We start from the raw sequence: 13,344 nt of genomic DNA, 5'->3' as shown, positions 1-13,344 counted from the left end.
CCGTGGACCTGCCCGGCCACGGCCGGTCTGCCTGGCGCTCCGACGGGGACTACTCGCCGCGGCTCAACGCCGCGACGGTGGCCCCGGTCCTGCAGGAGCTGGCCGCCGACGCCGAGCTGGTGGTCGGCATGTCGCTGGGTGGCTTGACGGCAATCCGACTGTCGGCTATCGCTCCTGACCTGGTGCGCAAGCTTGTGCTGGTCGACGTGACCCCCTCGGCGTTGCAGCGGCACGCTCAGCTCACGGCCGATCAGCGCGGCACCGTGGCGTTGATGGAGGGCGAGCGAGTGTTTCCCAGCTTCACGGCGATGCTGGAACTGACGACCGCCGCGGCCCCCCACCGAGATCGGCAGTCGCTGCGTCGCGGGGTGTTCCACAATTCGCGCCGTCTCGACGACGGCCGTTGGACCTGGCGCTACGACCTGATCCGCACAGTGCCCGACTTTACCGGTCTGTGGGACGACGTAGCCGCCCTCGACGCCCCGGTGACCCTGATCCGCGGGGCCAATTCCGGGTTCGTCACCGACGACGACGCCGACGAATTGAGCCGGCGCGCGAAGCATTTCCGCGGAGTACGGGTGGTCGAGGGCTCAGGGCACTCCGTGCAGAGTGACCAGCCCGGTGCATTGATCGACATCGTGCGCGACGTGCTGGCCCAGTGAGCCGCGCCGGCGACGAAGATGCCGGCGCGGCCGGGATCGAGGAGCGGCGCACAAAAATTACGCCGGCGACAAAGACGCCGGCGACGCCGGATCGCGGAGCGGCGCACAGAGGGTACCGCGATCGACCGGCTACCGTGTCAGGGTGAGCGCCCCGCACCATCCAGTCCGCATCGGCGTGCAACTACAACCGCAGCACGCCCCCGACTACGGCGCCATTCGTGACGCCGTCCGCCGCTGTGAGGACATCGGCGTCGACGTCGCCTTCAATTGGGATCACTTCTTCCCGCTGTACGGCGACCCTGACGGCGCCCACTTCGAATGCTGGACCATGCTGGCCGCGTGGGCCGAGCAGACTTCTCGCATCGAGATCGGCGCGCTGGTCACCTGCAACTCGTACCGCAATCCCGAACTGCTCGCCGACATGGCACGCACCGTCGACCACATCTCCGGCGGCCGGCTGATTCTGGGCATCGGATCCGGCTGGAAGCAGAAGGACTACGACGAGTACGGGTACGAGTTCGGGACGGCGGGTGGCCGGCTCGACGACCTGGCGGTCGCGCTGCCGCGAATCAAATCCCGGCTGAGCAAACTGAATCCGGCGCCGACCCGCGACATTCCTATCCTGGTCGGCGGCGGAGGCGAGAAGAAAACCTTGCGGCTGGTCGCCGAGCACGCCGACATCTGGCACAGCTTCGCCACCCGGGACACTTACCCGGCGAAATCCGACGTGCTCGCCGAGCACTGCGCTGCCATCGGGCGCGACCCCGCGACCATCGCCCGCTCGACCGGCGTGGGCGGCGAGGACTCGCAGGGCTCAGGCGCCGACGCGCTGATTGCCGACGCCGAGGCGCTGGTGAACCTCGGCGTCACCCTGCTGACCGTGGGAACGGGCGGCCCCGATTTTGACTTGACCAACGCCGAGGCCTTGTGCCGGTGGCGGGACAGCCGCTGACCCTTCACGCACCGATGCCCAACAAGTACGGGGTCAAAGAAAAAGACCAGATGATTTCCCGAATCGTCAGTGCGCTGGCTGTCGTCATGCTGGTGTGCGGGTTGAGCTGCGCCGCACCCGCCGCCGCCGACCCCGACCAGTGCGCACCCTCCGGGCAGGACGGCGCAGTCGCATTGCCGAAGAAGCTGGCCACAGCCAACCGGCCCAACGAGGACAAGTACACAACACCCGACGTCGAGCCGTTGACCGACGTCAACGTCAACGCTTTGGGGCTCAGCACGCCCGGGACGCTGACGGTCGCAACCCTGTCGCAGTCGCCGCCCAACATCTGCATCAACGGCGCCGGACGGTTCACCGGATTCGACAACGAGTTGTTGCGGGCGATCGCGAAGAAGCTGAATCTGCAATTGAATTTCGTCGGCACCGACTTCGTAGGGCTGCTTGCTCAAGTGGCGGCCGGCCGCTTCGATGTCGGCTCGGCTTCGATCACCGCCACCGACGCCCGTCGGCGCACCGTCAGCTTTACCAATGGCTACGACTTCGGCTACTTCTCGCTGGTGGTGCCCGCCGGCTCGGCGATCACCAGTTTCGACCATCTTGCGGAGGGCCAGCGCATCGGTGTCGTGCAGGGCACGGTCGAGGAGGCTTACGTCGTCGAGAGTCTGCATCTGCAGCCGGTGAAGTTTCCCGACTTCATCACCCTTTACGCCAGCCTCAAGACACGCCAAGTCGACGCCTGGGTGGCGCCGGCGATGGAAGCGCTGAACGCCGTTCACGTCGGCGACCCCGCCGCGATCGTCGCGCACACCTTCGGTCTGGGCAACTATGAGGCCTATGCGGTCGCCAAGAACAATCGGCCGCTGCTCGCGGCTCTCGACGCAGGGCTGGACGCCGTCATCGCCGACGGCACCTGGTCACAGCTGTACACCGACTGGGTCCCCCGCCCGCTGCCGCGCGGCTGGAAACCCGGCTCCAAGGCCGCGCCGCAACCGCACCTGCCGCCTTTCGGCGCCATCGCGGCGCGCCACAACCGTACGGTCGACGAGCCGCCGACGCCCAAGTCGACGCTCGACCAACTGGCGGACTCCTTCCTCGACTGGCATCTTTACCGAACCGCCATCCCCGTCCTGCTGGAGACCGGGCTGCCTAACACGTTGACGCTGACGGTCAGCGCCAGCATCATCGGACTGGCGTTCGGCATGGTGCTGGCAGTCGCCGGTATTGCGCGGTCCCGCTGGTTGCGCTGGCCGGCACGGGTCTACACGGACATCTTCCGCGGCCTGCCCGAGGTCGTCGTCATCTTGATCATCGGCCTCGGCGTCGGGCCGTTGGTCGGCGAGGTCACCCACAACAACCCGTACCCGCTGGGAATCGCCGCGTTGGGGTTGATGGCGGCGGCGTATATCGGCGAAATATTCCGCGCCGGAATTCAAAGCGTCGAGCCGGGGCAGCTCGAAGCCGCCCGCGCGCTCGGTTTCAGCTACCCCGCCGCCATGCGCCTGGTGGTGATGCCGCAAGGGATTCGCCGCGTACTGCCGGCGCTGGTCAATCAATTCATCGCGTTGCTCAAGGGCTCGGCACTGGTCTACTTCCTCGGACTGATCGCCGGGCAACGCGAGCTCTTCCAGGTCGGCCGTGATCTCAATGCGCAAACCGGCAGCCTTTCGCCGCTGGTGGCAGCCGGACTCTTCTATCTGATGCTGACCATCCCGTTGACGCACCTGGTCAACCTCATCGACGCGCGACTGCGCCGGGGCCGGCCATCGGCGGAGCCGGACGACGCCTTCGACTTGATCACGACCACGTCCGGTCAGGAGATGACGTGACGGCCGGGGCACAGCAGCGGCAACCGGTGTCATTGACGGGCAAGGACGTTCACCTCACGCTGGGCCAGTCGGCGGTGCTGCGCGGCATCGACATCGAGGTGCCGGCAGGCGACACCCTGGCGGTGATCGGGCCGTCAGGTTCGGGTAAGTCGACGTTGCTGCGCGCACTCAACCGGCTGTACGAGCCCGACCGCGGCGACATCCTGCTGGACGGCCGGTCGGTGTTGAACGACAACCCCGATGAGCTGCGTCAGCGCATCGGCATGGTGTTTCAGCATTTCAACCTGTTCCCGCATCGCACGGTGGTGGACAACGTCATGCTGGCGCCGCAAAAGCTGAAGAAGCTGCCGGCTGAGGCCGCCCGCGAGTTGGCGCTGGCTCAATTGGACCGCGTCGGGCTCAAGCACAAAGCCGGCACGAGGCCGGCCACCCTGTCGGGCGGCCAGCAGCAACGCGTCGCGATCGCCCGCGCCCTGGCGATGGCGCCGCAGGTGATGTTCTTCGACGAAGCGACCTCCGCACTGGACCCCGAGATGGTCAAAGACATCCTGGCTCTCATCGCCGACCTCGGCGCCGGGGGCATGACGATGGTAGTCGTGACCCATGAAATGGGTTTCGCCCGCTCGGCATCGAACGCTGTCGCGTTCCTTGACCGCGGCAGAGTCGTCGAGTCCGGTCCGCCGGACAAAATATTTGACGCGGCCGGAACCGAACGACTGCAGCGATTTCTGTCTCAAGTGCTTTAACGCCCACAGAATCATTCTCCGGTCCGCGACACGCTTACCAGTTAGACTGGCAAATTATGGCGGAGAGCGGAACCGTTGCGCCTGAGGTAACGGACCTGGCGGAGGGCTTGCACCGGACGCTGTCCAAGCTGTTCGCGATCTTGCGCCGCGGTGATCCGAACGGAGTGGTGGCCGGCGACCTCACATTGGCGCAGCTGTCCATTCTGGTCACATTGCTTGACCAGGGCCCGATCCGGATGACTGACCTGGCCGCCCACGAGCGGGTGCGGACTCCGACCACCACTGTGGCGATTCGCCGTTTGGAAAAAATCGGATTAGTGAAACGATCGCGTGATCCTTCGGACTTGCGGGCGGTACTCGTCGACATCACGCCACGAGGGCTGGCGGTCCATCGCGAGTCGCTTGCCAATCGACACGCCTCTCTCGCGGCGATGCTGAGCCAGCTCACCGATTCCGACCTCGACACGCTTACCAAGGCGCTGGCGCCGCTCGAACGGCTGGCCGCTTGCGAACCGGCCGGGAGCTCCGCCGATACGGCGGATGAACGCGAGCAAGCGTAACGCCCGAGGCGCCAATGTGATTGGCGGCTGCGGCTAAGCTGGCAAGCATGCCGACTGCACTCATCACCGGCGCCGGAGGCGGTATCGGTTCGGCAATCGCCACCGCCCTGGCGCCCACTTACAGCCTGCTGTTGGCGGGGCGGCCGTCGCCGCGCCTGGACGCCGTCGCGCAGCGGCTGCGGGCTGAGACGGTGTCGCTGGACCTCACCGACGCGGACGCCATCCGCGACGTCGCCGCCGCCGTCGAAGAACTAGACGTGCTGGTGCACAACGCCGGTGTGTCCATCCCCAGCTACATCGGCGACTCTCGGATCGAGGATTGGCGCACCACGTTTGACGTCAATGTGATTGGCGCCGTGGCACTTACGCTGGCTCTGCTGCCGGTGCTGCGGCGGAGCCAGAGCCACGTCGTGTTCATCAACTCCGGGTCCGGCCGCAAGGTGTCGCCGGGCATGGCTTCTTACTCGGCCAGCAAGTTCGCCTTGCGCTCCTTCGCCGACTCCCTACAACAAGATGAGCCCGCAGTGCGGGTGACCACCGTCTTTCCCGGCCGAACCGATACCGACATGCAACACGAACTGGTCGCCTTCGAGGGCGGCGAGTACGACGCCGCCAAATTTCTGCGGCCGGAAACCGTGGCCGGAGTGGTCGCCACCGCCGTGGCCACGCCCGCCGACGGTGACGTTCACGAGATCGTTCTGCGGCCGCGCTGATATCCGAAAGGCTTCGATGATCTCGGTTGCGTTGCGGACCGATCAGGGGTCGATTCCAGCTCTGGTGGCCGTCGCTCAGCGGTAGTTACAGTCAGCCCCCAAAGGCTGCTGTCTTCACCGACGCGCCGCGGAAGGAACCGACACGATGATGCCTATAGCCCACAGCTGGCGAGCGTTGGCCGGGGGTTTGCTGGTCAGCGCTGTTGCCGTCGTCGGCTTCGCCGGTGGCAGCGCATCGGCGGGGCCGGTGTATCCGCCACGGCCGACACCGGCGCCGACCGCAGTCAATCAACCATTCGCCGCCGCACCGGGAACGGTTGTCAACAACACACCGGGGGCAGGCCCCGCGGCCGCACCGGCGCCTGCGGCAGCGCCGCCACAACAGGCGGCCGTGATTCCGGCTACCTCCGGCACGATTCGAGACTACCTGCAGGCCAACGGGGTTCAGCTAGAACCGCAGAAATCGGAGGATTTCAAAGCACTCGACATCACCCTGCCGATGCCGCCGCACTGGACGCGGGTGCCCGACCCCAACGTCGTCGACCCATTCGTGGTGATCGCCAATCGGTCCGGCACCAGCCTATACACCTCGAACGCTCAAGTGGTGGTGTACAAGCTGCTCGGCGACTTCGACCCGCGAGAGGCCATCACCCACGGCTTCGTCGACAGCCAGCAGTTGTTCGCGTGGAAAACCGCCGGCACCTCGCTCGCGGATTTCGGCGAATTTCCGTCGTCGATCATCCAAGGCACCTACCGCCAGAACAACATGACGCTCAGCACCGTGCGCCGCCACGTCGTCGCCACGTCAGGTCCCGACAAGTACCTGGTGTCATTGGCGGTCACCACCGGCGCCGGCCAGGCGGTAGCCGAGTCGCGGGCTACCGAGGCGATCGTGAACGGCTTCCGGGTAGCCGCACCGGGCTCTGCGCCGAGCGCCGCACAACCCAGTCCTCCGGCGCCGGCGTCACAGCCGGCGTCAGTGCCGTTGAGCGGTGCGACCGTTCCGGCGCGCTAATCGGAGTCGATGGCAAAAGTCAGCCAGAGCTGACGGCGGCCGCTAACCGGCCGGTGGACCCGCGAAGCCCGCTAGTTCCGGCTGATATCAATGGGATGCGTCGCCAGCAGCGACAAGGGCAGCGGCTGGCGCCGCAGTACCCGTCCCCACAGATCGACCCTCGGTTGAACCAGGACATCGGAGGGCAACGCGGACAACACGATCCAGTCGTCGCGCTCGATTTCGCCTTCCAGCTGGCCGATGGTCCACCCTGAATACCCGGCATAGATCCGCACGCCCTCGAGCAGCGGGGCGATCACATCGGGATCAACGTCCAAATCGACCATCGCGACGCGCCCGGAAACGTGCCGTAGACCCGGCACCCCGTCAGGATCGGCGCCCACCCGCAGCGTGCCCAGGCACAGCGCCGCATCGCGCTTCACCGGTCCCCCGATGAACATGGTCTTCGGCTTGGCCGCCAGTTTCGCCCACTGCGGCAGCACGTTGTAGACGGCGGTCTCACTGGGCCGGTTGATCACTACGCCCAGCGTGCCGCCGTCGTTGTGCTCGACGACGTAGATCACGCTCCGGCGAAACGTCGGCTCGAGCAGATCGGTGTTCGCCAACAGCAACGTGCCCGCTCGCACCCGATGGGCAGCGGGTGCGACATAGTCCTCGGGGTCTTCGGGCTGCGCCACCCCACTATCATGGCACCGGGTACCGACTCCGCGGCGTACAAGCACGGTCCGTTCCGAGATTTGTACTGTTAAAAGGTTGCGTGCGGTCACTTCTCGGTGACTGCCTGGAATCGTGGAAGTTGGTTGTGTGTTTCGCACCCGTGCGCCGGTCACTGTCTGGCGGTCGGTGCTTGAGCTCACAGCTTTCCGGCGTCTGCTGGAGTTGCGGGTGAGCAGTCAGTTCGGCGACGGCCTGTTTCAGTCGGCCTTGGCTGGGGCGCTGCTTTTCAATCCGGAACGAGAAACCGACCCGATGGCGATCGCCGGTGCGTTCGCCGTGCTGTTCCTGCCCTATTCGGTGCTGGGTCCTTTCGCCGGTGCGCTGATGGACCGCTTCGATCGCCGGCAGGTGTTGTTCCTGGCGAACTCGGGCCGGCTGGTGGCGGTGGTCGGTGTGGGCGCCATGCTGGCTGTCGGCGCCGACGACGTGGCGGTGTTGTGTGGCGCCCTGGTCGTCAACGGCTTCGCCCGCTTCGTGTCGTCGGCGATGTCGGCGGCGCTGCCGCACGTGGTGCCGCGCGATCGAGTGGTGACGATGAACGCACTGGCTACTGCTACCGGTGCGGTCGCCGCTTTCCTGGGCGCCGATTTCATGCTGCTCCCGCGTTGGCTTTTCGGGCCCGGTGACAGAGGTGCCGCGTCGATCGTCTTCATTGCGGCCGTTCCGGTGTTGATCGCGCTGGTGCTGTCTTTGCGGTTCGCGGCTCGCGCGCTCGGGCCTGACGAGACGCGGCGCAGGGCCCACGGATCTGCCGCCAACGCGGTGCTGACCGGTTGGCTCGACGGTGCCCGGACCGTGCTGGACCGCCCGACGGTTGCCGCCACCCTCGCCGCACTCGCTGCACACCGAATGGCGTTCGGCCTCAACACACTGCTGGCGCTCGTGCTGGTTCGGCATATCGGCGTCACGGCGGTCGGCGGCCTGGGCACTGCGGTGCTGTTCATCGCCGCCACCGGAGCCGGCTCCCTTGCCGCCAACGCCTTGACACCGCCTGCGGTCCGTCGCTGGGGTCGCTATCCCACGGCCAACGGCGCGCTGGCGGCTGCAGCCGTCGTCCAAGTGGCGGCAGCGTGGCTACAGCTGCCCGTCATGGTGGCGTCCGCGGTCTTTCTGGGCTTGGCCGGACAGGTGGTCAAGCTGTGCGCCGACACCGCGATGCAGGTCGACGTCGACGACGCGTTGCGCGGACACGCATTCGCGGTACAAGACGCGCTGTTCTGGGTTTCATTCGTCGCATCCGTCACGGTGGCGGCGACCGTCATTCCCGACGACGGGCGCTCCCCCGCGTTGGCGCTGGCCGGGACGGCGTGCTACCTGGTGGGGCTGGTGGCGCACGCGGTGATCGGTCGTCGCGGCCAGTTCGTGGGTACCGGTTAAGGTAGCTGCGTGGCCCGTTCTGGCCCGATGGTGGCCGATCTGAAAGCTGAAAGCGACGAGCTGGACGCGCTGATGACGTTGCTGCCCGAGGACCGGTGGGCCGAGCCGACGCCGTCGCCGGGCTGGACGATCGCACATCAGATTGCGCATCTGTGGTGGACCGATCGCGTCGCGCTGACCGCGGTGCACGACGCGGCGGGTTTCGCGGAAGTGCAGGCGGAGGCGGCAAAGAACCCGACCGGTTTTGTCGACGCGGGCGCCGAAGAACTTGCGACCACACCGCCGGCGAAACTACTCACCGAGTGGCGCGTGACTCGGGACCGGCTGCACGAGGCGCTGCTCAGCGTTCCCGAAGACCAGAAGTTGCCCTGGTTCGGGCCACCGATGAGCGCGGCATCCATGGCGACCGCCCGGCTGATGGAGACCTGGGCGCACGGGCTCGACGTCGCTGACGCCCTCGGCGTCACCCGCCGGCCGACCGCGAGGCTGCGCTCAATCGCCCACATCGGTGTCCGCACCCGGGATTTCTCCTTCGTGGTCAACGGTCTGGTACCGCCGACCGAGCCGTTCCTCGTCGAACTGCGGGCACCCGATGACGAGGTGTGGTCATGGGGTCCCTCTGATGCGGCGCAACGGGTTACCGGCGTTGCCGAGGACTTCTGCTGCCTGGTCACGCAGCGGCGGCCGCTGACAGCGCTCGGCGTCACGGCGGACGGTGATGATGCGCAGCGTTGGCTCGGCATCGCCCAAGCCTTCGCCGGCCCGCCGGGCCCGGGGCGATGAGCGCGTGCAACGCGCGAAGAGAGACCGGGCCCATCCAAGTCGGCCCGGGGCGATGGGCGCGCACGACTGACTTCCACCGAGATCGACGCCAGCGTCGAAAAACGCCCGGATTCCCTCGTTAGCGTCGATCTCAGTGAAGCGGTGGTCCAAACTACAGCGTTGACGCCGCGTCCGCCGTGCCGTCGCCGTCGGTGTCGGTCAGCTTGACGTTCCACCGTCCGTCGCCGTCGGTGTCGACGTAGCCGGTGGCGCCAACGTCTTCGGCGCAGAGTGCGCGGTCGGCCAGGCCGTCGCCGTTGGTGTCGAGGAGTCGGTCGTCGACCTGGCCGTCGCCGTCGAAGTCGACCAGCGACTCACCGGTGTGCTCAGCGCCGTCGAGCCCAAACCAGCGCACCTGTCCGCCCCGGTCCACCGCCAGGGGCCACGTGCCGGAACCGTCGTCGGTGAAGTAGGCCTCCGCGGTGCCGTCGTTGTCGAGGTCGAGCAGCGCATGGTCGGCCAGACCGTCGCCGTCGAGGTCGGCGAGCGCGTCGTCGCGTAGTCCGTCGCCGTCGAAGTCCAGCGCGATCGCATCGAGCCGGCCATCCCCGTCGATGTCGAGCGTGGGCTGACCGTCCCAAATCGCCGCGGTGCCGGCACCGCTGCCCAGGCAATACTCCACAGCGTGTCCGACGCCAGGCGGACGTTATCGGTTCCCGCGGGCGCGCCACCAATCCAGCAACTCTGCGGTCGCCTCCTCGCGGGTGAGCGGCCCACGGTCCAACCGCAGCTCTTTGAGGTAACGCCACGCTTCACCCACCTGCGGACCCGCCGGGATGTCGAGAATCTGCATGATCGCGTTGCCGTCGAGATCTGGACGCACCCGGTTCAAGTCCTCCTCGGCGGCCAGCTCGTCGATCCGCCGCTCCAGATCGTCATAGTTGGCCTGCAGCCGTGCAGCCCGCCGCGCATCGCGGGTGGTGCAGTCGGCGCGCACCAGCTTGTGCAGCCGCGGTAGCAGGGGGCCGGCGTCGGTGACGTAACGGCGTACCGCCGAATCGGTCCACTTCCGGTCGCCGTAGCCGTGGAAACGCAGGTGCAGATACACCAGCTGCGAGATGTCCTCGACCATCTGCTTGGAGTACTTCAGCGCCCGCAACCGCTTGCGGGCCATCTTGGCGCCGACCACTTCGTGATGGTGGAAACTCACGCCGCCGTTGGGCTCATGCCTTCGGGTAGCTGGTTTGCCGATGTCGTGCAGCAGCGCCGCCCAGCGCAACACCAGGTCGGGTCCACCATGGGGCGGCCTCTCCTCCAACTCGATCGCCTGGCGCAGCACAGTAAGCGAATGCTGGTAGACGTCTTTGTGTTGGTGGTGTTCATCGATGGCCATCCGCATGTCGCCGACTTCGGGCAGCACCACTTCGCCTATCCCGGTCTTCACCAGCAGGTCGATGCCCGCGGTCGGATGCTCGCCGAGCAACAGCTTGTCCAGTTCGGCGGCCACCCGTTCGGCGGTAATGCGCGCCAATTGCGGCGCCATGTCCTCGATGGCGGCCCGCACTCGCGGGGCGACGGTGAAACCCAGTTGGGCGACGAACCGGGCAGCGCGCAGCATCCGCAGCGGGTCGTCACCGAAGGACACCTCTGGGGCTGCCGGCGTGTCCAATACACCGTCGCTCAGCGCCGCCAACCCGCCCGTGGGGTCGACGAAATCGCCTGGCCCGGTCGCTGTCAGGCGCACCGCCATCGCGTTCACGGTGAAGTCGCGGCGGATCAAATCGTCCTCGATCCGGTCTCCGAAGCGCACCTCCGGATTACGCGATACCTGGTCGTAGCGGTCGGCGCGGAAGGTCGTGATCTCCAGGCGCTGCCCGCGCTTGTTGACGCCCACGGTGCCGAACTCGATACCGGTGTCCCACAGAGCATCCGCCCACGACCGCACCAATTTCTGGACTTCGTCGGGGCGCGCGTCCGTAGCGAAATCCAGGTCGGGACTCAACCGGCCGAGCACCGCGTCCCGCACCGACCCGCCGACCAGATACAGCTCGTGGCCGCCGGCAGCGAACAATGAACCGAGTTCACCCAACACGTCGGCGTGCCTGTTCAAGGCGACCGCGGCGGCGGTCAACCGTGCGGCGTCCTCAGCGGTTCTAGGCACGTTCGATGAGCCTAGTCCGGGGACGATGCGGTCCGGAACGGCACGCTGAGGGACCGGACCATCTGGCTCAGTCCGGGGACGATGCGGTCTGGAACGGCACGCTGAGGGACCGGACCATTAAATCAATGGGAATTGACGCCCGCCTGACACCCGGCGAGTGGACCAGGGTCGTCAAGGTGCGCCAGCTACTATCGCTTGGGTGTCGGACGGCGAACAAGCCAAGCCACGTCGGCGCCGAGGCAGGCGTCGCGGTGGTCGGACCGCCGGTCCCGCTGACAAGCAGCCCAGTGCCGAGGCGGCCGCAGCTACGCCGCGGCGATCCGGCTCCACCCGTCGCGGGTCCGAGCGGCTCCGCACCGTTCATGAAACATCGGCCGGCGGACTGGTCATCGACGGCATCGACGGTCCGCGCGAGGATCAGGTGGCCGCGCTCATCGGTCGCGTCGACCGCCGTGGCCGCATGCTGTGGTCGCTGCCGAAAGGCCACATCGAGCTCGGCGAGACCGCCGAGCAGACCGCCATCCGCGAGGTTGCCGAGGAGACCGGTATCCACGGCAGTGTGCTGGCCGCGCTGGGCAGCATCGACTACTGGTTCGTCACTGAGGGGCGGCGGGTGCATAAGACAGTGCACCATTACCTGATGCGGTTCTCCGGCGGACAGCTCTCCGACGAAGACGTCGAGGTGGCCGAGGTCGCGTGGGTGCCGATCCAGGAGCTGCCCTCGCGACTGGCCTACGCCGACGAACGTCGGCTCGCCGAAGTAGCCCACGAACTGATCTACAAGTTGCAGACCGACGGCCCGGCCGCGTTGCCCCCGCTGCCACCCAGTTCTCCGCGGCGGCGGCCGCAAACGCATTCACGCGCCAGCAACCGCCGCCTGGACGAATCCGCACCGGGCCGGAAGAACGGTCGCGGTCCAGCACCGTGACAGCGCCGTGGCTCCGGCGCACCGCTGTCTGGCGCCTTGCCGTGTTAGCCGGCATTGTGACCGGTCTGGCAACCGTGCTCGCCATACCCGCTGCGGCCCCGCACGCCGGGGCAGGTGAGCCCGGCGCCACCCCGTTCCTGCAGGTCCGAGTCGATCACGTCACCCCGGACGTGGTGTCCACGACCAGCGAGGCCGTCGTCACGGTCACCGGGATGGTGACCAACGTCGGTGACCGCCCGGTCCGCGACGTGATGGTCCGCCTCGAGCACGCCGGTGCGGTCAGCGCGTCGGCGGCTTTGCGCTCCAACCTCGACGGCAGCACCGACCAGTACCAGCCGGCCGCCGACTTCGTCACCATCGCAGCCGAGCTCAAGCGCGGCCAAGGCGCAGGGTTCACGCTTTCCGCTCCGGTGCGCTCCGCGACCGGGCCGTCGCTGGGCATCGGCCAGCCCGGCGTCTACCCGGTACTGGTCAACGTCAACGGGACACCCGACTACGGCGAGCCCGCCCGCTTGGACAACGCCCGGTTCCTGCTGCCGGTCGTCGGAGTGCCGCCCGATCCCACCGACAAGTCGGTTGACGGCATGAGCTCGGTCGTCGCGCCGGACACCGCCAAGCCGATCCAGCTGACGATGCTCTGGCCGCTTGCCGACCGACCCCGGCTGGTTCCCGGCGCGCCCGGCGGCACGGTCCCGGTCCGGCTCACCGACGACGAACTGGCGACGTCCTTGGCCACCGGCGGCCGACTCGACATCCTGCTGTCCGCCGTGGAATTCGCGACCAGCCGAGAAGTGGACCCCGACGGCGCCGTCGGCCGCTCACTGTGCCTGGCGGTGGACCCCGACCTGTTGGTCACCGTGAACGCGATGACCGCCGGCTACGTCGTCTCCGACTCCCGCGACGGCGGCTCGCGACAGCCCGGGAC

General features: G+C 67.4%; 13 protein-coding genes and 1 pseudogene. 11 read left to right on the top strand and 3 right to left on the bottom strand.

Features of this window, described 5'->3' with window-relative positions; genetic code table 11:
• The 7 genes from WA317_RS06195 to WA317_RS06165 all read left to right on the top strand — a co-directional run.
• The coding region (locus WA317_RS06195; RefSeq protein ID WP_425172199.1) for an alpha/beta fold hydrolase at window positions 1-662 on the top strand (662 nt) is incomplete at its 5' end.
• 142 nt (window positions 663-804) lie between these two features.
• On the top strand, window positions 805-1,614 hold the full coding sequence (locus WA317_RS06190) for an LLM class F420-dependent oxidoreductase (RefSeq protein WP_425172198.1): 810 nt from the start codon (window positions 805-807) through the stop codon (window positions 1,612-1,614).
• A 50-nt stretch (window positions 1,615-1,664) separates the two neighbouring features.
• Entirely contained in the window at window positions 1,665-3,440 is a 1,776-nt protein-coding gene (locus tag WA317_RS06185; protein ID WP_425172201.1) for an ABC transporter substrate-binding protein/permease, read from the top strand.
• A complete protein-coding gene (locus WA317_RS06180) occupies window positions 3,437-4,186 on the top strand; it encodes an amino acid ABC transporter ATP-binding protein (protein WP_425172197.1) in 750 nt (249 codons plus the stop codon). The genes WA317_RS06185 and WA317_RS06180 overlap by 4 nt, the downstream gene beginning before the upstream one ends.
• A gap of 56 nt (window positions 4,187-4,242) precedes the next feature.
• On the top strand, window positions 4,243-4,746 hold the full coding sequence (locus WA317_RS06175) for a MarR family winged helix-turn-helix transcriptional regulator (protein ID WP_425172196.1): 504 nt from the start codon (window positions 4,243-4,245) through the stop codon (window positions 4,744-4,746).
• A 47-nt stretch (window positions 4,747-4,793) separates the two neighbouring features.
• Window positions 4,794-5,459 (top strand): SDR family oxidoreductase, encoded by a 666-nt coding sequence (locus WA317_RS06170; protein WP_425172195.1) that lies wholly within the window; start codon window positions 4,794-4,796, stop codon window positions 5,457-5,459.
• A gap of 145 nt (window positions 5,460-5,604) precedes the next feature.
• Window positions 5,605-6,474, top strand: coding sequence for an LpqN/LpqT family lipoprotein (locus tag WA317_RS06165; protein ID WP_425172194.1), 870 nt, complete (start codon window positions 5,605-5,607; stop codon window positions 6,472-6,474).
• A 71-nt stretch (window positions 6,475-6,545) separates the two neighbouring features.
• Here WA317_RS06165 and WA317_RS06160 read toward each other — a convergent pair whose 3' ends face one another.
• Window positions 6,546-7,151 (bottom strand): YqgE/AlgH family protein, encoded by a 606-nt coding sequence (locus tag WA317_RS06160; RefSeq protein ID WP_425172193.1) that lies wholly within the window; start codon window positions 7,149-7,151, stop codon window positions 6,546-6,548.
• 112 nt (window positions 7,152-7,263) lie between these two features.
• Between WA317_RS06160 and WA317_RS06155 the strand changes: the two genes are divergently transcribed.
• Together WA317_RS06155 and WA317_RS06150 are read left to right on the top strand one after the other, a co-directional pair.
• Window positions 7,264-8,568, top strand: coding sequence for an MFS transporter (locus tag WA317_RS06155; protein WP_425172192.1), 1,305 nt, complete (start codon window positions 7,264-7,266; stop codon window positions 8,566-8,568).
• Between the two features lie 9 nt (window positions 8,569-8,577).
• Window positions 8,578-9,351, top strand: a complete 774-nt coding sequence (locus tag WA317_RS06150; protein WP_425172191.1) for a TIGR03084 family metal-binding protein — start codon at window positions 8,578-8,580, stop codon at window positions 9,349-9,351.
• 151 nt (window positions 9,352-9,502) lie between these two features.
• On the opposite strand, the gene WA317_RS06145 is transcribed toward WA317_RS06150, so the two are convergent.
• Window positions 9,503-10,000 carry a pullulanase gene (locus tag WA317_RS06145; RefSeq protein WP_425172200.1) on the bottom strand — a complete coding sequence of 166 codons (498 nt, stop codon included), beginning with the start codon at window positions 9,998-10,000 and terminating at the stop codon, window positions 9,503-9,505.
• A gap of 36 nt (window positions 10,001-10,036) precedes the next feature.
• Window positions 10,037-11,491 (bottom strand): CCA tRNA nucleotidyltransferase, encoded by a 1,455-nt coding sequence (locus WA317_RS06140; RefSeq protein WP_425172190.1) that lies wholly within the window; start codon window positions 11,489-11,491, stop codon window positions 10,037-10,039.
• A gap of 199 nt (window positions 11,492-11,690) precedes the next feature.
• Here WA317_RS06140 and WA317_RS06135 point away from each other — a divergent pair, with 199 nt between their 5' ends.
• The gene (locus tag WA317_RS06135; protein WP_425172189.1) at window positions 11,691-12,419 is read left to right on the top strand and encodes an NUDIX hydrolase; all 729 of its coding nucleotides are present in this window, start codon (window positions 11,691-11,693) and stop codon (window positions 12,417-12,419) included.
• Window positions 12,416-13,344, top strand: a pseudogene (locus WA317_RS06130) (hypothetical protein); the annotation flags it as partial. The gene WA317_RS06135 and the pseudogene WA317_RS06130, both read left to right, overlap by 4 nt.

The sequence above is a fragment of the Mycobacterium sp. genome, assembly GCF_049802695.1.
GTDB lineage: Bacteria > Actinomycetota > Actinomycetes > Mycobacteriales > Mycobacteriaceae > Mycobacterium.
The sequence above is the reverse complement of the archived record's forward strand: the minus strand, read 5'-3'. Positions and strand labels throughout refer to the sequence as shown.